This is a genomic window from Streptococcus sp. SCPM-O-B-15304 (M98) (assembly GCF_058200215.1).
In genome coordinates, this window is the sequence record NZ_JBYQGQ010000012.1 from 18,332 (window position 1) to 36,680 (window position 18,349).

Annotated in this window: 20 protein-coding genes and 2 other annotated features; of the genes, 19 read left to right on the plus strand and 1 reads right to left on the minus strand. The window is 42.2% G+C overall.

The features are described 5' to 3' along the window. Positions 1–84 precede the first annotated feature (84 nt). The 14 genes from AC3E7H_RS07715 to trpA all read left to right on the plus strand — a co-directional run bounded on the left by AC3E7H_RS07715 (position 85) and on the right by trpA (position 14,861). The gene (locus AC3E7H_RS07715; RefSeq protein WP_414311394.1) at positions 85–540 is read left to right on the plus strand and encodes a DUF3290 family protein; all 456 of its coding nucleotides are present in this window, start codon (positions 85–87) and stop codon (positions 538–540) included. After that, complete coding sequence (locus tag AC3E7H_RS07720) at positions 537–1,172, plus strand: DUF421 domain-containing protein (RefSeq protein WP_414313059.1); 636 nt, start codon at positions 537–539, stop codon at positions 1,170–1,172. The genes AC3E7H_RS07715 and AC3E7H_RS07720 overlap by 4 nt, the downstream gene beginning before the upstream one ends. Positions 1,173–1,226: 54 nt before the next feature. After that, entirely contained in the window at positions 1,227–2,972 is a 1,746-nt protein-coding gene (locus tag AC3E7H_RS07725; RefSeq protein WP_490676342.1) for an ABC transporter ATP-binding protein, read from the plus strand. Beyond that, on the plus strand, positions 2,962–4,704 hold the full coding sequence (locus AC3E7H_RS07730) for an ABC transporter ATP-binding protein (protein ID WP_490676343.1): 1,743 nt from the start codon (positions 2,962–2,964) through the stop codon (positions 4,702–4,704). The genes AC3E7H_RS07725 and AC3E7H_RS07730 overlap by 11 nt, the downstream gene beginning before the upstream one ends. A 105-nt stretch (positions 4,705–4,809) precedes the next feature. Further along, complete coding sequence (locus tag AC3E7H_RS07735; RefSeq protein WP_000922181.1) at positions 4,810–5,502, plus strand: sugar transferase; 693 nt, start codon at positions 4,810–4,812, stop codon at positions 5,500–5,502. 40 nt (positions 5,503–5,542) lie between these two features. Continuing rightward, the gene (locus AC3E7H_RS07740) at positions 5,543–6,769 is read left to right on the plus strand and encodes a DegT/DnrJ/EryC1/StrS family aminotransferase (RefSeq protein WP_001127355.1); all 1,227 of its coding nucleotides are present in this window, start codon (positions 5,543–5,545) and stop codon (positions 6,767–6,769) included. 66 nt (positions 6,770–6,835) lie between these two features. Next, positions 6,836–7,060, plus strand: a binding site (T-box leader). A 63-nt stretch (positions 7,061–7,123) separates the two neighbouring features. Then, positions 7,124–8,302: a tryptophan synthase subunit beta gene (trpB, locus tag AC3E7H_RS07745; RefSeq protein ID WP_000208448.1), complete on the plus strand. Its 1,179-nt coding sequence runs from the start codon at positions 7,124–7,126 to the stop codon at positions 8,300–8,302. Then, positions 8,299–8,524: a binding site (T-box leader), on the plus strand. Its footprint overlaps the gene before it by 4 nt. Before the next feature lie 71 nt (positions 8,525–8,595). Then, entirely contained in the window at positions 8,596–9,957 is a 1,362-nt protein-coding gene (gene trpE, locus AC3E7H_RS07750; protein WP_075228170.1) for an anthranilate synthase component I, read from the plus strand. After that, on the plus strand, positions 9,954–10,520 hold the full coding sequence (locus AC3E7H_RS07755) for an aminodeoxychorismate/anthranilate synthase component II (protein ID WP_000601917.1): 567 nt from the start codon (positions 9,954–9,956) through the stop codon (positions 10,518–10,520). Before trpE ends, AC3E7H_RS07755 begins: the two co-directional genes overlap by 4 nt. Positions 10,521–10,530: 10 nt before the next feature. After that, the gene (trpD, locus tag AC3E7H_RS07760) at positions 10,531–11,535 is read left to right on the plus strand and encodes an anthranilate phosphoribosyltransferase (protein ID WP_000658718.1); all 1,005 of its coding nucleotides are present in this window, start codon (positions 10,531–10,533) and stop codon (positions 11,533–11,535) included. Continuing rightward, a complete protein-coding gene (trpC, locus tag AC3E7H_RS07765; protein WP_000076570.1) occupies positions 11,532–12,299 on the plus strand; it encodes an indole-3-glycerol phosphate synthase TrpC in 768 nt (255 codons plus the stop codon). Before trpD ends, trpC begins: the two co-directional genes overlap by 4 nt. Further along, a complete protein-coding gene (locus AC3E7H_RS07770; RefSeq protein WP_000169930.1) occupies positions 12,286–12,885 on the plus strand; it encodes a phosphoribosylanthranilate isomerase in 600 nt (199 codons plus the stop codon). Before trpC ends, AC3E7H_RS07770 begins: the two co-directional genes overlap by 14 nt. Beyond that, entirely contained in the window at positions 12,863–14,086 is a 1,224-nt protein-coding gene (gene trpB / locus AC3E7H_RS07775) for a tryptophan synthase subunit beta (protein ID WP_000331308.1), read from the plus strand. Before AC3E7H_RS07770 ends, trpB (AC3E7H_RS07775) begins: the two co-directional genes overlap by 23 nt. Beyond that, positions 14,079–14,861, plus strand: coding sequence for a tryptophan synthase subunit alpha (gene trpA, locus AC3E7H_RS07780; RefSeq protein ID WP_001127038.1), 783 nt, complete (start codon positions 14,079–14,081; stop codon positions 14,859–14,861). Before trpB (AC3E7H_RS07775) ends, trpA begins: the two co-directional genes overlap by 8 nt. Here the strand turns inward: trpA and AC3E7H_RS07785 are convergent. After that, a complete protein-coding gene (locus tag AC3E7H_RS07785; protein WP_075228171.1) occupies positions 14,830–15,492 on the minus strand; it encodes a prepilin peptidase in 663 nt (220 codons plus the stop codon). The two genes, trpA and AC3E7H_RS07785, sit on opposite strands and share 32 nt — an antisense overlap. Before the next feature lie 70 nt (positions 15,493–15,562). Between AC3E7H_RS07785 and AC3E7H_RS07790 the strand changes: the two genes are divergently transcribed. The 5 genes from AC3E7H_RS07790 to AC3E7H_RS07810 all read left to right on the plus strand — a co-directional run bounded on the left by AC3E7H_RS07790 (position 15,563) and on the right by AC3E7H_RS07810 (position 18,348). Further along, positions 15,563–16,018, plus strand: coding sequence for a GNAT family N-acetyltransferase (locus AC3E7H_RS07790; RefSeq protein WP_000690690.1), 456 nt, complete (start codon positions 15,563–15,565; stop codon positions 16,016–16,018). An 85-nt stretch (positions 16,019–16,103) separates the two neighbouring features. Further along, positions 16,104–16,853, plus strand: a complete 750-nt coding sequence (gene truA, locus AC3E7H_RS07795; protein ID WP_000199148.1) for a tRNA pseudouridine(38-40) synthase TruA — start codon at positions 16,104–16,106, stop codon at positions 16,851–16,853. Continuing rightward, positions 16,843–17,616, plus strand: coding sequence for a bifunctional hydroxymethylpyrimidine kinase/phosphomethylpyrimidine kinase (locus tag AC3E7H_RS07800; protein ID WP_000794745.1), 774 nt, complete (start codon positions 16,843–16,845; stop codon positions 17,614–17,616). The genes truA and AC3E7H_RS07800 overlap by 11 nt, the downstream gene beginning before the upstream one ends. After that, entirely contained in the window at positions 17,594–18,055 is a 462-nt protein-coding gene (locus tag AC3E7H_RS07805; protein WP_075228172.1) for an ECF transporter S component, read from the plus strand. Before AC3E7H_RS07800 ends, AC3E7H_RS07805 begins: the two co-directional genes overlap by 23 nt. Positions 18,056–18,123: 68 nt before the next feature. Further along, a complete protein-coding gene (locus tag AC3E7H_RS07810; RefSeq protein WP_000646475.1) occupies positions 18,124–18,348 on the plus strand; it encodes a YqgQ family protein in 225 nt (74 codons plus the stop codon). The last annotated feature ends 1 nt before the right edge of the window (position 18,349 follow it).

Sequence of the window (18,349 nt, forward strand, 5' to 3'; positions counted from 1 at the left end):
CGCGTAATTCCCCAACGTATAGTTTGAAAAATCAAGGTCATTCCTTTATAATAAAGAATGATTTATGTAAAGGATTGAAAACAAATGAAATTTTACTCATATGAATATGTCTTGAGCCAGATTGGCCAACAAAACAGTGTCATGATTGGCTTTGGAGTATTCTTGCTTGCCATCACTGGATTTTTTGCTTTTAAGGCTTACCGCGACCATCGAGGAACCAAGTTTCGCGAGTTGGTGATGATCTCGTCTTTGGCTTTACTGGCTGTCATTCTCGGTATTATATCTACTTATCAGTCAAATCAAGCTTCCAACAACCAATTTCAAACGTCACTTCATTTTATAGAAGTTGTTTCTGAGGATTTAGGGGTGGATAAATCAGAGGTCTACGTTAATACTTCTGCAGCCACAGATGGTGCCCTTCTCAAGGTAGGAGACAAATTCTACCGTGCCTTAAGTGGCAGTGAGCCGGATAAATATCTCTTGGAAAAACTTGACTTGTATCAAACAAGTGACATTGAATTAGTGGAGGCAAACAAATGACATTTAACTATATCGAAATTCTTATTAAACTGGCTTTAGGTCTTGTATCTCTTGTCTTTGTTATCAATGTGACAGGGAAGGGAAATCTAGCGCCCAACTCAGCAATTGACCAAATCCAAAACTATGTTCTTGGGGGAATCATCGGTGGGGTTATCTATAGTAGCTCTATTACCATCCTTCAGTATGCAGAGATCTTGATTATGTGGACGATTTTAGTTTTGCTTCTCAAGTGGCTTACGAATAACGTTGGCTTTGTAAAACAAATGATTGACGGGAAACCAACTTTACTCATCAAAAATGGGGAAATCGATCCAGAAGCCTGTCGATCTGTTGGCTTATCAGCTTCTGACGTAGCCCTTAAACTTCGTAGCCAAGGTATCTTCCAGCTTAAAGAAGTCAAGCGTGCTGTACGAGAACAAAACGGTCAGCTGATTGTAGTACAAAATGGAGATGAAAATCCTAAGTTTCCTGTCATCACAGATGGTGTCATTCAGTCGGATGTCCTCGATACTCTCAGCTTAACGGAAGAATGGCTCATAGATCATCTGAATAAGCAAGGGTATGATAATGTGGCCAATATCTTTATCGCTGAGTATGACAAGGGTCAACTAAGTGTCGTCACCTATGAATAAGAAAAACCTGGGGTTCATGCCTCAGGTTTCCATTTGTCATTAGAAAGGAATTTTATGTCCATCATCCAAAAACTCTGGTGGTTTTTTAAATTAGAAAAACGCCGTTACCTAGTTGGAATTGTAGCTTTGGTTTTGGTTTCTGTACTAAATCTCATCCCACCTATGGTCATGGGGCGCGTGATCGATGCCATCACTTCGGGACGATTAACACAAGATGAGCTCCTGCTTCATCTCTTTTATCTCCTGCTGGCAGCTTTCGGGATGTATTATCTGCGTTACGTTTGGCGCATGTATATCCTAGGGACCTCCTACCGACTTGGACAAATCATGCGTTCAAGACTATTTGAGCACTTTACAAAAATGTCTCCCGCTTTTTATCAGAGTTATCGGACTGGGGATTTGATGGCTCACGCAACCAATGATATCAATGCTCTGACTCGTCTAGCAGGTGGGGGTGTCATGTCTGCAGTGGATGCCTCTATCACAGCCTTGGTGACTTTATTGACTATGCTCTTTAGCATCTCATGGCAGATGACCTTGGTTGCCATTCTGCCCTTGCCGTTTATGGCCTATGGGACTAGTCGTCTGGGGAGAAAGACCCATAAGGCTTTCGGAGAATCACAAGCAGCCTTTTCTGAACTTAATAATAAGGTTCAAGAGTCTGTATCGGGTATCAAGGTAACCAAGTCCTTTGGCTATCAGTCTGATGAATTGGCATCTTTCCAGGAAGTCAATGATTTGACCTTCCAAAAAAATCTGCAAACCATGAAATATGATAGCCTCTTTGACCCGATGGTTTTGCTCTTTGTTGGTTCTTCCTATGCCTTAACTCTCTTAGTCGGTGCCTTTATGGTGCAAGCGGGACAAGTAACCGTTGGGAATCTGGTTACCTTTATCTCTTACTTGGATATGTTGGTCTGGCCTTTGATGGCGATTGGTTTCCTCTTTAATATCACTCAGAGAGGAAAAGTTTCTTATCAACGGATTGAGAGTCTATTGTCCCAAGAATCACCTGTCAAAGACCCAGAATCTCCACTTGACGGGATTGAAAACGGGCGTTTGGACTATGCCATTGATAGTTTTGCCTTTGAAGACGAGGAGACACTGAAAGATATTCATTTTAGTCTCGAAAAAGGGCAAACTCTGGGCTTAGTTGGACAGACTGGTTCAGGAAAAACCGCTTTGATTAAGTTGCTCCTACGTGAGTATGACGTTGATCAAGGATTCATTTATCTAAATGGCCATGACATTCGTGACTATCGACTAGCTGACTTGCGTAGTTTGATGGGATATGTCCCACAGGATCAATTTCTCTTTGCCAGCTCTATCCTAGATAATATCCGTTTTGGAAATCCTGACCTGCCTTTCTCAGAAGTAGAGAAAGTAACCAAACTGGCTCAAGTCTATCAAGATATTCAAGACATGCCCCAGGGATTTTACACGGTTATCGGTGAAAAAGGTGTCAGTCTATCTGGTGGACAAAAGCAACGTCTTGCCATGAGTCGGGCTATGATTTTAAATCCTGATATCTTGATTTTAGACGATTCCTTATCGGCGGTAGATGCCAAGACAGAGTTCGCAATTATCGATAATCTCAAGGAAACTCGCAAGGACAAGACAACCATTATCACTGCCCATCGCCTCAGTGCAGTTGTCCATGCGGATTTGATTTTGGTCATGCAAAATGGTCGCATCATTGAACGAGGCACCCATGAAGACTTACTAGCCTTGGATGGTTGGTACGCACAAACCTACCAGTCACAACAATTAGAAATGAAAGGAGAAGAAGATGCGCAATAAACAAGAACAATTGGCTGTATTGAAACGCTTGTTGTCCTATCTCAAGCCTTACGGTCTCCTCACCTTTTTAGCACTCGCTTTTCTCCTTACGACGACTGTTATCAAGAGTATCATCCCCTTGGTAGCTTCGCACTTTATCGACCAGTATCTGCATAATCTCAACCAGCTCGCTGTTACAGTTTTGCTAGCCTACTATGGTCTCTACATTCTTCAAACCATTGTCCAGTATGTGGGGAACCTTCTCTTTGCGCGTGTGTCCTACAGCATTGTTAGAGACATTCGACGTGATGCCTTTGCCAATATGGAAAAGCTAGGCATGTCTTATTTTGATAAAACACCTGCAGGTTCTATCGTTTCGCGTTTGACCAATGACACTGAGACTATTAGTGATATGTTTTCAGGAATTTTATCCAGCTTTGTCTCAGCAGTCTTTATCTTTGTGACAACCCTTTATACCATGCTTGTTCTGGACTATCGTCTGACAGCTTTGGTTCTACTCTTTTTACCCTTGATTTTCCTCTTGGTCAATCTCTACCGTAAAAAATCCGTCAAGGTTATCGAAAAAACCAGAAGTCTCTTGTCAGATATTAACAGTAAGCTGGCTGAAAATATCGAAGGGATTCGCATTATTCAAGCCTTTAATCAAGAAAAGCGCCTGCAAGAAGAGTTTGATGGGATAAACCAGGAACATCTGGTCTACGCCAACCGTTCAGTAGCTTTGGACTCCCTCTTTTTACGTCCAGCTATGAGTTTGTTGAAGCTTTTGGGCTATGCGGTTTTGATGGCTTACTTTGGTTATCGTGGTCTTTATTTAGGCATAACAGCAGGAACCATGTATGCCTTTATCCAGTATATCAATCGTCTCTTTGACCCCCTCATCGAGGTAACACAAAACTTTTCTACACTTCAGACATCTATGGTGTCAGCAGGTCGTGTTTTTGCACTTATCGATGAGACCAACTATGAACCGGTCCAAGAAGATGGACAAGCGGAGATTCAAGAAGGAAATATCCGTTTTGAACATGTGTCTTTCTCTTATGACGGAAAACATCAGATTCTCGATGATATCTCCTTTACCGTCAATAAAGGTGAAACTATTGCCTTTGTCGGACATACAGGTTCTGGGAAATCTTCTATCATTAATGTTCTCATGCGCTTTTATGAATTCCAGTCTGGTCGAGTTCTCCTAGATGGTGTGGATATTCGTAAGTATAGCCAAGAGGAATTGAGAAAAAATATCGGTCTTGTCCTACAGGAACCCTTCCTCTATCATGGGACCATCAAGTCCAATATCGCTATGTACCAAGATATCAGCGATGATCAGGTTAAGGCTGCGGCAGAATTTGTCGATGCAGATTCTTTCATTCGGGATTTTCCATTAGGCTATGATGCCCCTGTGTCTGAGCGTGGTTCGAGTTTCTCAACTGGTCAACGTCAGCTTCTTGCTTTTGCTAGAACCGTTGCCAGTCAACCGAAAATTCTGATTTTGGATGAAGCAACAGCCAATATTGATTCTGAAACAGAAGCCTTGGTCCAAAATTCTCTAGCCAAGATGAGACAGGGCCGGACGACCATTGCCATTGCCCATCGTCTTTCTACCATTCAGGATGCTAACTGTATCTATGTCCTTGATAAGGGACGTATTATTGAGAGCGGCACACACGAGGAACTTTTAGCCTTGGGAGGAACCTATCACAAGATGTATAGTTTGCAGGCAGGGGCTCTTTCTTAGAGAAGAATTCCTTTAAAATACAGATTTCTTGCACTGCCTCTTTCATTTTGTGGTATAATGTAGAATGTTTAAAGATTACATATTAAAAAACAGAGGAGAATGTGCATGCTGAAATGGGATGAACTACCTCAAGAAATGCAATTAAGTGAGGTAAAACCATACTACCAGCTTGTTTCTAAAAGAAAAGGCTCTCTGATTCTCAAGCGCTGTCTAGATTTGTTTCTAGCATTGGTCTTGTTAATCTTGACCTCACCCGTATTTCTAATTCTAAGCATTTGGATCAAGCTAGATAGCAAGGGTCCAGTCATTTACAAGCAAGTGCGGGTAACCCAGTACAACCGACATTTCAAGATTTGGAAATTCCGGACCATGGTGACCGATGCGGACAAGAAAGGAAGTCTAGTAACTTCTGCCAATGACAGCCGTATCACCAAGGTTGGAAATTTCATTCGCCGTGTTCGTTTGGATGAACTTCCACAATTGGTCAATGTTCTCAAAGGAGAGATGTCCTTTGTGGGAACTCGTCCAGAAGTACCACGCTATACTGAGCAGTACAGCCCTGAAATGATGGCTACCTTGCTCTTACCAGCAGGGATTACATCGCTTGCCAGCATTAACTATAAGGACGAGGATGCCATTATCAGTCAAATGACTGCAAAAGGTATGTCGGTCGACCAAGCTTATGTCGAAAGAGTCCTTCCAGAAAAGATGCACTATAATCTAGCCTACCTACGTGATTTTAATTTCTTCGGAGATATCAAAATCATGTTCCAGACTGTATTTGAAGTTTTAAAATAAAGTAGTCCTAAGATTGAAAACCGATAAAAGGAGTAAAACAATGCCAAAGTATAATATTCCATTTTCACCACCCGATATTACCGAAGCAGAAATTGCTGAAGTAGCAGATACCCTCCGTTCTGGTTGGATTACAACAGGACCTAAGACAAAAGAATTGGAGCGTCGTCTGTCCGTCTATACTCAGACACCTAAGACAGTCTGCCTTAACTCTGCAACAGCAGCTCTTGAATTGATCTTGCGCGTGCTTGAAGTGGGGCCTGGCGATGAAGTTATCGTTCCAGCTATGACTTATACAGCATCATGTAGCGTTATCACTCACGTAGGTGCGACACCAGTAATGGTTGATATCCAAGGTGATACCTTTGAAATGGACTATGACAAACTTGAGCAAGCGATTACTGAGAAGACTAAGGTTATCATCCCAGTAGAACTTGCAGGGATTATCTGTGACTATGACCGTTTGTTCCAAGTTGTTGAGAAGAAACGTGACCTCTTTACAGCTACTAGCAAGTGGCAAAAAGTCTTTAACCGTATCGTTGTTGTATCAGATAGCGCCCATGCTTTGGGTTCAACCTACAAGGGACAACCAGCTGGTTCCATTGCAGACTTTACATCATTCTCTTTCCACGCAGTTAAGAATTTTACAACTGCTGAAGGAGGAAGTGCGACCTGGAAAGCTAATCCAGCTATTGACGATGAAGAAATGTACAAGGAATTCCAAATCCTATCTCTTCATGGTCAAACGAAGGATGCGCTAGCTAAGATGCAACTAGGTTCATGGGAATACGATATCGTAACTCCTGCCTACAAGTGCAACATGACGGATATCATGGCTTCAATTGGTTTGGTACAATTGGATCGTTATCCTAGCTTGCTTCAACGTCGAAAAGAAATCGTAACTCGCTATGACCGTGGATTTACAGGAACTCGTATTCACCCATTGGCGCATGAGACAGATACTGTTGAATCTTGTCGTCACCTTTATGTTACCCATGTAGAAGGTGCTAGTCTTGAGCAACGTAATCAAATCATCCAAGAATTGGCCAAAGCTGGAATCGCAAGTAACGTTCACTACAAACCGCTTCCACTTTTGACTGCCTATAAGAATCTTGGCTTTGACATGGCAAACTATCCTAAAGCTTATGCCTACTTTGTAAACGAGATTACACTACCGCTTCACACCAAATTAACGGATGAAGAAGTAGATTATATCATTGAGACTTTTGTCAAAGTTTCTGATGAAGTTCTAGGTGCTTCACAAAAATAATTAAAAAAATTAGTAAAAAATTAGTGAAAACGGTTGACAAAGAAAAAACAATAACATATAATTAACTCAACAAATCAGAAAAGTAATTATTTTTAATCTTCAGGGAGCCTGTGGTTACTGTGAACAGGTGGTTGGAACTAGTGAAATTGGGCTGATTTTAAAAGTGAATTTGAAACAATGAAAATTCGGTAGGCACACCTTACAGTGCAACTTGTTGTTAGACAAGGCAGAGATGTAAAGGGGATATTCTCTTTACAAATGAGGTGGTACCGCGTTACAAACGCCCTCACATGGAAGTAGATTCCGTGTGTGGGCTTTTTCATATTTTGGAACAATGGAAAAGAGGAAAAATTTATGACAACTAAAGGTTATTTTGGACAGTTTGGTGGTAGTTTTGTACCAGAACCAATTCAGGCTTTATTAGATGAGTTGGAAGTGACTTTTGATAAATACAAGGATGATCCAGAGTTTTTAGCTGAGTTTCGCCATTACTTGAAGGATTATTCAGGTCGTGAAACACCGCTCTATTTTGCAGAAAGTTTGACAGAGCACCTAGGTGGAGCTAAGATTTATCTCAAGCGTGAAGATCTTAACCATCTTGGGTCACACAAACTTAACAATGTCCTTGGACAAATCCTTCTTGCTAAACGCATGGGTAAAAAACGTGTGATTGCTGAGACAGGAGCTGGGCAGCACGGTGTTGCGACAGCTGCAGCTGCAGCCAAATTTGGTATGGCATGTGATGTCTACATGGGGGCAGAAGATGTGGAGCGTCAACGTCTCAATGTCTTCCGTATGGAGATGATGGGAGCAACTGTTCACGCAGTTGAAACTGGTACTCGTACCCTCAAAGATGCGGTTGATGCAGCCTTTGGAGCATGGATGAATGACCTTGAAGCCTTCTACGTTTTAGGATCTGCTGTAGGCCCTCATCCTTATCCAACGATTGTTCATGAATTCCAAAAGGTTATTAGTGAAGAATCACGTCGTCAAATCTTGGAAAAAGAAGGACGTCTACCAGACTACGTCATTGCCTGTGTGGGCGGTGGTTCCAATGCTATCGGAGCTTTTTCACAGTATGTAGCTGATGAAGAAGTAAAATTGGTTGGGGTAGAAGCTGCTGGTCACGGTTTAGATACCGACAAACACGCGGCAACAATGACCAAGGGTAGTGTAGGGATTGTCGATGGAATGAAAACCTATGCAGTCTTTGGCGAAGATGGAAATGTTGCACCTGTTTACTCTATCTCTGCTGGTTTAGACTATCCAGGGGTTGGACCAGAACACGCATTCTTTAAAGACTCTGGTCGTGTAGAGTATGTCGCAGCGACTGATGAAGAAGCTGTCCAAGCCTTGCTTTTACTTAGCAAGACTGAGGGAATTATCCCAGCTATTGAAAGCTCCCATGCTATTGCAGAAGCAGTCAAACGAGCACCAAAACTAAGTAAAGACGAGATTATCGTCATTAATGTCTCTGGTCGTGGAGACAAGGACGTAGCTGCTATTGCAGACTACCTTGAAGATAAAAAATAAAAGATGGAAAAGATACAGAGATTTCTCTCACAGAGAGCTTGTGGTTGCTGAAAACAAGCAGAGAAAGCTGTAAGGTTGGGTCCGTCTGAAATGAGAGAAGAAAACATGATTCTCAAGGGAGTGCCCTTTATCGCACAGCCTGTTACAAGAAGGTTCTGAGACAGGAATGAGAGATAGGAGAAATCCTATAATTGAGGTGGCACCGCGAATTTCGTCCTCACGCAAGTTATTTTGCGTGGGGATTTTTTGTAGAATAAACACGGAATTTAAGAAGAACTGAAAGGGAAATTACAATGGAACGAATCATTCATGGAGATGTTTTATCACCAATCTTGGCGTATATGCGTTTAAATGGACAACACAAGGTTATACTTGAAAGTATCCCAAGAGAAAAGGAAAATGCTCGATTTTCTATCTTAGCCTATAACCCAGTTTTTGAAATTAAGTTTGAAAATGGAGTTCTTTATCAAAATGGGCAAGTCATTGATCGTGACCCCTTGGATTTCCTCTATGAGGTGACTCATAAGAGCCAGGACCATTCAGACCTACCTTTTGGTGGTGGAGCCATCGGCTTTGTTGGATATGATATGATTTCTCTCTATGAAGAAATTGGTCAGCTTCCTGAGGATACGATTGGGACGCCAGATATGCATTTCTTCGTCTATGAGAGCTACATAGTTTTTGACCACAAGAAAGAAAAAATTCATATCATCGAGGATGCTCTCTACAGTGATCGAAGCAATGATGAGCTAGAAGTGGCTTTGGATCAAGTTTTAGAGGAGTTAAAAATCCCAGCATCAAATGAATTTGAAGATTTGGACGTTTCTCCACTTCAGTTTAGACCACATATCGCTCCTCAGAAATTTGAAGAAATGGTAGAAACAGCTCGCGACTTGATTCGCAATGGAGATATGTTCCAATGCGTGCTCAGTCAACGCTTCTCCGCAGAGGTAACTGGAAATCCTTTTGACTTTTACAGAAATCTCCGAGTGACAAATCCATCAAATTACCTCTACTTTTATGACTTCAGAGATTATCAAATCATCGGTGCCAGTCCTGAGAGCTTGGTTTCCGTAAAAAACGGTATTGTAACAACCAATCCGATTGCAGGTACGCGACCTAGAGGTGCCAATGACGAGGAAGATGCAGCACTTGCAAGTGATCTACTTTCTGATGAAAAGGAAACGGCAGAACACCGAATGCTAGTGGATCTAGGACGCAATGATATCGGTCGAATTGCTGAAACAGCAAGTGTCCAAGTAACCAAGTATATGGAAGTGGAACTTTTCCGCTATGTCATGCATTTGACCAGCGTGGTTAAAGGACGTTTGCTTCCAGAACTGACTGCCATGGATGCCTTGAAAGCGACTCTTCCTGCAGGAACAGTTTCTGGGGCCCCTAAGATTCGTGCTATGAAACGCATTTATGAATTAGAAACAGAGAAACGAGGCGTTTATGCCGGAGCTATCGGCTACCTTTCAGCAACTGGAGATATGGACTTTGCCATTGCTATTCGAACCATGATTCTTAAAAATAAAACAGCCTATGTACAGGCTGGTGCAGGAATTGTTTATGATTCCATCGCTCAGAATGAATACCAGGAAACCATTAACAAAGCTAAATCTATGACTAGAATGGGAGAACTAAGACCATGATTTTATTGATTGATAATTATGATTCATTTACCTATAACTTGGCTCAATACATTGGGAATTTCGCAGAAGTTCAGGTTTTGAGAAATGATGATCCAACTCTTTATGAAGAAGCTACAAAGGCAGATGGACTGGTCTTTTCTCCTGGCCCAGGTTGGCCAGCTGATGCTGGGAAGATGGAAGAAATGATTCGTGATTTTGCAGGTAAGAAACCGATTCTAGGGATTTGTTTAGGGCACCAAGCCATCGCAGAAGTCTTCGGTGGTAAGTTGGGTTTGGCTCCTAAAGTTATGCACGGTAAACAAAGCCAGATTCGATTTGAGACTCCTTCAGTTCTCTATCAAGGAATCGAGGATAATCGTCCAGTCATGCGTTACCACAGTATTTTAATTGAAGAGATGCCAGAAGAGTTTGAAGTGACAGCTCGTTCGACAGATGACCAAGCCATTATGGGGATCCAACACAAAACTCTTCCGATTTATGGCTTGCAGTATCATCCAGAAAGTATTGGAACGCCAGATGGCCTATCTTCTATTCAGAATTTTATCGAGAAAGTTGTAAAGTGAGGAACACAAAATGAAAGAAATTATTGAAAAATTAGCGAACTTTGAAGATTTATCAAGTGTTGAAATGACAGATGTGATTGAACGCATCGTAACAGGACGTGTGACGGAAGCACAAATCGCTTCACTACTGTTAGCCCTCAAGATGAAGGGAGAAACACCTGAAGAAAGAACAGCCCTCGCCCAAGTTATGAGAGGACATGCTCAACACATTCCAACCAACATTCAAGATGCTATGGATAATTGCGGTACGGGTGGAGATAAGTCATTTAGCTTCAACATTTCTACAACTGCAGCCTTTGTCTTGGCAGGTGGTGGCATCCACATGGCCAAACATGGCAATCGCTCCATCTCTTCTAAATCTGGTTCGGCAGATGTCTTGCAAGCTTTGGGAATCAATATTGACCTCAAACCAGCACAATTGGGTAAGGTATTTGATCAAACAGGTATTGTCTTTCTCTTCGCCAAAAACATGCACCCAGCTATGAAATATATCATGCCAGCACGCTTGGAGTTGGGAATTCCAACCATCATGAATTTGACAGGCCCACTGATTCACCCAATGGTCTTGGAAACACAGCTTCTAGGGATCAGTCGCCCAGAACTTCTGGAAAGTACTGCTCAGGTCTTGAAAAATATGGGCCGCAAACGTGCCATTGTAGTAGCTGGTCCAGAAGGATTGGATGAAGCTGGTTTGAATGGGACTACCAGCATTGCCCTTCTTGAAAATGGTGAAATCACTTTGTCAACCTTTACCCCAGAAGATTTGGGAATGGAACGCATTGCTATTGAGGACATTCGTGGGGGAAATGCTCATGAGAATGCAGCCATCCTTGTCAGTGTTCTTAATAACGAACCAAGTCCATTCTTGGAAACAACCGTTTTAAATGCTGGTCTAGGATTCTACGCCAATGGTAAAACAGACAGTATCAAGGACGGAGTTGAAATGGCACGTCAAGTGATTGCTAGTGGTAAGGCCCTTGAAAAACTCAGACTATTACAGGAGTACCAAAAATGAGTCAGGAATTTTTGTCACGTATCTTAGAGCAGAAGGCACGTGAAGTTGAAAAGATGGAGCGAGAGGAGCTTCAGCCCCTGCGAGCAAGCTATCGCTTAGCTGAATATTTGAAAAACCATCAAGAACGTCTGCAAATCATTGCGGAGGTCAAGAAGGCGAGTCCAAGTATGGGTGATATCAATCTGGATGTGGATATCGTTCAACAGGCCCAGACTTACGAGGCTAACGGCGCTGTTATGATTTCTGTATTGACAGATGAAGTTTTTTTCAAGGGTCATTTGGATTATCTTCGTGAGATTTCCAATCAAGTACAGATTCCGACACTGAACAAGGACTTTATCATCGATGAAAAGCAAATCATCCGTGCTCGCAATGCAGGTGCGACAGTTATCTTGCTTATCGTAGCGGCTTTATCAGAAGAACGCCTCAAGGAACTGTATGACTATGCGACAGAGATTGGTCTAGAAGTATTAGTGGAAACTCATAATCTAGCAGAGCTAGAAGTAGCCCACCGCCTTGGAGCTCAAATTATCGGTGTGAATAATCGTAATTTGACTACCTTTGAAGTTGACTTGCAGACTAGTGTAGACTTGGCCCAATACTTTAAGGACGATTGCTTGTACATTTCTGAATCTGCTATTTTTACAGAAGCAGATGCGAAACGAGTTGCCCCCTACTTTAACGGAATTTTGGTAGGAACAGCCCTCATGCAGGCAGAAGATGTAGCCCAGAGAATCAAGGAGTTGCAGATTGACAAAGGTTAAGATTTGTGGACTATCGACCAAAGGAGCGGTAGAAACAGCTGTGTCAGCAGGGGCCGACTACATCGGTTTTGTCTTTGCTCCTAGCAAAAGACAAGTGACCTTGGGACAAGCAGCAAAGCTGGCTGAGATTATTCCTACAAATGTAAAAAAGGTTGGCGTATTTGTTTCACCAAGTCGGGAGGAATTACTAGAAGCGATTGAAAAGGTCGATTTAGACTTAGTCCAAATTCATGGCCAGGTGGCGGATGATTTGTTTGAGAATTTACCTTGTACTAGCATTCAGGCAGTACAGGTGGGTGGAGATGGTCACGTGCCAAGTTCTCAGGCAGATTATCTACTCTTTGATGCACCTGTGGCAGGAAGTGGTCAGACCTTTGACTGGGGTCAACTGGATACGAAAGATCTATCTCAGCCTTTCTTCATCGCAGGTGGGCTAAATGAAGCCAATGTAGAAGAAGCAATTCAACACTTTACTCCCTTTGCAGTAGATGTATCAAGTGGGGTAGAGACAGACGGACAAAAAGATCATGAAAAGATAAGAAGATTTATAGAGAGGGTAAAACATGGCATATCAAGAACCAAATAAAGAAGGATTTTACGGAAAATTCGGTGGACGTTTTGTCCCAGAAACATTGATGACAGCAGTATTGGAGTTGGAAGAAGCTTATCGTGAAAGTCAGGCAGATCCAAGTTTCCAAGAAGAGTTAAACCAACTTTTGCGCCAGTATGTAGGACGTGAAACACCTCTTTACTACGCAAAAAACTTGACCCAGCATATTGGTGGAGCCAAGATTTACCTCAAACGTGAAGACCTCAACCATACAGGTGCACACAAGATTAACAATGCCTTGGGACAAGTTCTTCTCGCTAAACGCATGGGCAAAAAGAAAATTATCGCTGAAACTGGTGCCGGTCAGCACGGTGTGGCAACTGCAACAGCTGCAGCTCTTTTCAACATGGAATGTACTATCTATATGGGTGAGGAAGATGTTAAACGCCAAGCCCTCAATGTCTTCCGTATGGAACTTTTGGGAGCCAAGGTGAAAGCTGTAACAGATGGTTCGCGCGTGCTCAAGGATGCGGTCAATGCAGCCCTTCGTTCTTGGGTAGCAAATATCGATGATACCCACTATATCCTTGGTTCTGCCTTGGGACCTCATCCTTTCCCAGAAATTGTTCGTGATTTCCAAAGTGTCATTGGTCGAGAAGCTAAACAACAGTACCGTGAATTGACAGGTGAAAATCTACCAGATGCGCTAGTTGCCTGTGTTGGTGGTGGTTCGAATGCTATCGGTCTCTTCCATCCATTTGTGGAAGATGAATCTGTAGCTATGTATGGAGCTGAAGCGGCAGGACTTGGTGTGGATACAGAGCATCACGCAGCTACCTTGACCAAGGGTAGACCAGGTGTTCTCCACGGTTCGCTCATGGATGTGCTCCAAGATGCCCATGGACAAATCTTAGAAGCCTTCTCTATCTCAGCAGGTTTGGACTACCCAGGTATCGGTCCAGAACATTCTCATTACCACGATATCAAGCGTGCGACTTATGTGCCTGTGACAGATGAGGAAGCATTGGAAGGTTTCCAACTCTTGTCACGTGTGGAAGGGATTATCCCAGCTTTGGAATCTAGTCATGCTATCGCCTTTGCGGTGAAATTAGCCAAAGAACTTGGTCCAGACAAGTCTATGATTGTCTGTCTATCAGGTCGCGGAGACAAGGATGTAGTTCAAGTTAAAGACCGCTTGGAAGCAGACGCAGCAAAGAAGGGAGAAGCTCATGCCTAAGACACTGACAGAAAAACTGAACGCTATTAAAGCAACTGGAAAGGGAATTTTTGTCCCCTATATTATGGCTGGAGATCACGAAAAAGGATTAGATGGTCTCGGTGAAACAATTCACTTTTTAGAAAATTTGGGTGTGTCTGCCATTGAGGTAGGAGTTCCTTTCTCGGACCCGGTTGCAGATGGTCCTGTTATTGAAGAAGCAGGCTTGCGCAGTCTAGCTCGCGGAACCTCTACCCAGGCTTTGGTTGAAACTTTGAAAACCATTGAAACAGAAATTCCGCTTGTCATCATGACCTACTTTAACCCCCTCTTTCAGTACGGTGTGGAGAAATTGGTTAAAGACCTTGCTGATACAGCAGTCAAAGGTTTGATTATACCAGACCTCCCTCATGAGCACGCCAACTTTGTAGAGCCATATTTGGCGGAAACAGACATTGCTTTGATTCCTTTAGTCAGCTTGACGACAGGAATTGAGCGTCAAAAGGAACTCATTGAAGGGGCAGAAGGATTTGTCTATGCCGTTGCTATCAATGGGGTGACAGGGAAATCAGGAAATTACCGAGATGACTTGGACAAGCACTTGTCCCAACTTCATCAAGTGGCTGACATTCCAGTTTTAACAGGATTTGGTGTATCCACTCAGGCTGATGTGGAACGTTTCAATGCGGTCTCTGATGGTGTTATCGTCGGTTCCAAGATTGTTAAAGCTCTACATGAAGGACAAATAGCAGAAATCGCTGACTTTATCCGAGAAGCAGTAGCTTACCAAAAATAATCACACAAGCAGCCAGTAAGAGGAAAGGCACAAAAGGAAGTCTTTCCTTTTTCTTTAGCAGGAGAAAGGCTAGAATGCCGGTTGAAGAAGCAAATTGAATGAGAATCAGTATTTCTGTAAGTGTAAAAACTAGGGCACAAGAAGATAGAAAGAGAAAATCTCCTGCCCCTATGCGGATATCGATGAAATGAGCAATGATTCCAAGAATCAAGAAAAAAGCCATGATTAGATTCCAACTAGAGCAAGCCATTAGAAGTAGATGAAAGAAAATCCATACCAGTAAAGGATACTCCTGATGGCGAAAGTCGTAGATGCCCAAGGTCAGACCAGCGCTGATTAGGATGACTTGCCCCAAAGTTAGAAAATCCCAAGAGAAAGCTAGAAAGAGCAGTCCTAAGCACAACTCAAAGAGGGCATACCAAACAGGATAGCGAGCCTTGCAATAGCGACAGCGAAAGCGATTGAATATCTGGGACACAATCGGAATCAAATCTAGTGGTCTCAAGCGAGTCTGACAAGAATCACAGTGACTTGCAGGAAAGACGATGGATTGTTCAGGGAAGCGATCGATGACTAAGCCTAGAAAGGAAGCAAGAATCGTTCCAACAAGAAAAAAATAAAGATGAATCATACTTATTTATTCGGAAAAAATAAGAGAAAGAGTATAATAGTTGGATATAGGAGAAGTTTTAGGAACAAATATGAAAATTCACTTTGAAAAAGGACTTCAGTCAGAAAATGCCCAACTCATTTGTCAGTGGTCTAATGCTTTGGGAGAAAGTTTTCAGAAGCAATGGATGGGACCAAAGATTTCTTATCCCTTGATTGCCCAATCCTTACAAAAACTAGAAGGGATTTTTTCCATTTTTGCTGGAGAAGAGTTTGTAGGCATCATCCAGAAAATCAAATTAGAAGATAAAAATCTTCATATCGGAAGATTTCTCATAGCTCCACAGAAGCAGGGAAAAGGAATAGGTAGGAAAACTTTCCAAGGTTTCGTTCAAGAAATGTTTGAAAATGAAGAAATTGAGAGTATTTCCCTAACGGTTTTTGAGTCAAATCAAATAGCTAGAGACCTCTACCAAAAAGAGGGATTTGAAATTGTTCAAACCATTGAAGTTCCAGAACGTAAATACATAATGAGAAAATCTAGGTAAGAACTAAATTACACTAGAAATTGTCCCCTTACAATTTTTAATTCTCAAACTTGTTGCAGAGAAATTTTCTTGATAAAATAGATACATGACGAGATATAAAGCTATAATTTCTTATGACGGCTACGCTTTTGCGGGTTTCCAGCGGCAACCTCACGCGCGTAGTGTCCAAGAGGAAATTGAAAAAACTTTAACAAAATTAAATAAGGGACAAGCCATTACCATTCATGGCGCTGGGCGAACGGACAGTGGCGTTCATGCTTTAGGTCAGGTCATCCATTTTGACCTTCCCTATCAGATGGATGAGGAAAAACTTCGTTTTGCTCTCGATACCCAAAGTCCTGAAGATATCGATGTGATTTCGATTGAGATAGTGGCTGACGATTTTCATTGCCGTTATGCTAAGCATAGCAAGACCTACGAGTTTATCGTGGATAGAGGACGTCCTAAAAATCCTATGCGTCGCCATTATGCAACTCATTATCCCTATCCACTTGATGTGGAGCGGATGCAGCTTGCTGTAAAAAAACTAGAGGGAACACATGACTTTACTGGTTTTACAGCCTCAGGAACTAGTGTGGAAGACAAGGTAAGAACGATCACGGAAGCTAGTCTTAGGGTTGATGAAACAGGGCAGTTCTTGACCTTTACCTTCTCAGGCAATGGTTTCCTCTATAAGCAGATTCGAAATATGGTTGGAACCCTGCTGAAAATTGGCAACAACCGTATGCCGATTGAACAGATTGACCTCATCTTAGAGAAAAAAGACAGACAGTTGGCAGGTCCAACTGCAGCGTCTAATGGTTTGTATTTGAAGGAGATTCGTTATGAAGAATAATCGTATTTTAGCACTTTCAGGAAATGATATTTTTAGTGGTGGTGGATTAGCTGCTGACCTTGCCACCTATACTTTGAATGGTTTGCATGGATTTGTAGCCATGACCTGCTTGACTGCTTTGACAGAAAATGGTTTTGAAGTCTTTCCGACGGATGAGACTATTTTCCAACAACAGTTGGATAGCCTGAAAAGTGTAGACTTTGGAGGGATTAAGATTGGTCTCTTGCCGACAGTCGGTGTTGCTGAGAGAGCTTTGAATTTCATCAAGGAAAGATCAGGAGTTCCTGTCGTCTTGGACCCTGTATTGGTTTGTAAGGAAACGCACGACGTTGCAGTCAGCGAGCTCTGTCAAGAGTTGATTCGCTTTTTCCCTTATGTATCAGTGATTACTCCGAATCTTCCTGAGGCAGAGTTACTTGCAGACCAAAAGATTGAAAGTCTGGAAGATATGAAGGCTGTAGCGCAGAAATTACATGACTTGGGTGCACCAGCAGTGATTATCAAGGGTGGAAATCGCCTCAGTCAGGATAAGGCTGTGGATGTCTTTTATGATGGGGAGAATTTCACAATCCTTGAAAATCCAGTCATCCAAGGACAAAATGCTGGTGCAGGATGTACCTTTGCATCTAGTATTGCCAGTCAGTTAGTCAAGGGAGAGGAACTATTACCAGCAATTGAAACTTCCAAAGCCTTTGTTTACCGTGCCATTGCACAAGCAGATCAATATGGAGTGAGACAATATGAAGCAAACCAAAACAACTAAAATTGCCCTAGTATCCATCTTGGCAGCTAGTTCTGTCGTATTGGGGTATTTTATAAAAATCCCGACACCAACTGGGTTTCTAACACTTTTGGACGTTGGAGTCTTCTTCACAGCCTTTTACTTTGGCAGTCGTGAAGGGGCCGTTGTTGGAGGTGTAGCAGGATTTCTTATTGATCTCATTTCAGGCTACCCTCAGTGGATGATTTTTAGCTTAATTAACCATGGTTTCCAAGGCTATTTCGCAGGTTTTAAAGGGAAATGGCAATGGCTAGGCTTAGTCTTAGCGACTTTATTCATGGTAGCTGGTTATGCCTTGGCATCAGCTTGGATGAATGGTTGGGGAGCAGCTATTCCAGAAATCATCCCAAATCTCATGCAAAATATCGTTGGAATGACTCTAGGATTTCTTCTTTGTCATAGTGTAAAGAAATTCAGATAATCGTGAAAAAAGGAAACCTACCCCGAACTATTAGGGAACTATTGAAAAAACTCTGATTATTTGCTAAAATGAAAGCTATGAAAACACTCTACGATGTGCAACAATTTCTCAAACAGTTTGGTATCATTGTCTATATGGGAAAACGTCTCTATGACATTGAACTGATGAAGATCGAGCTATCTCGAATCTATGATGCAGGCTTGATGGACAAGCTGGATTATCTTGAAGCGGAGGCTGTTCTTCGCAGAGAGCACAAACTAGAATTAGACTATTTAGAAAAAAATGGAGATTAAG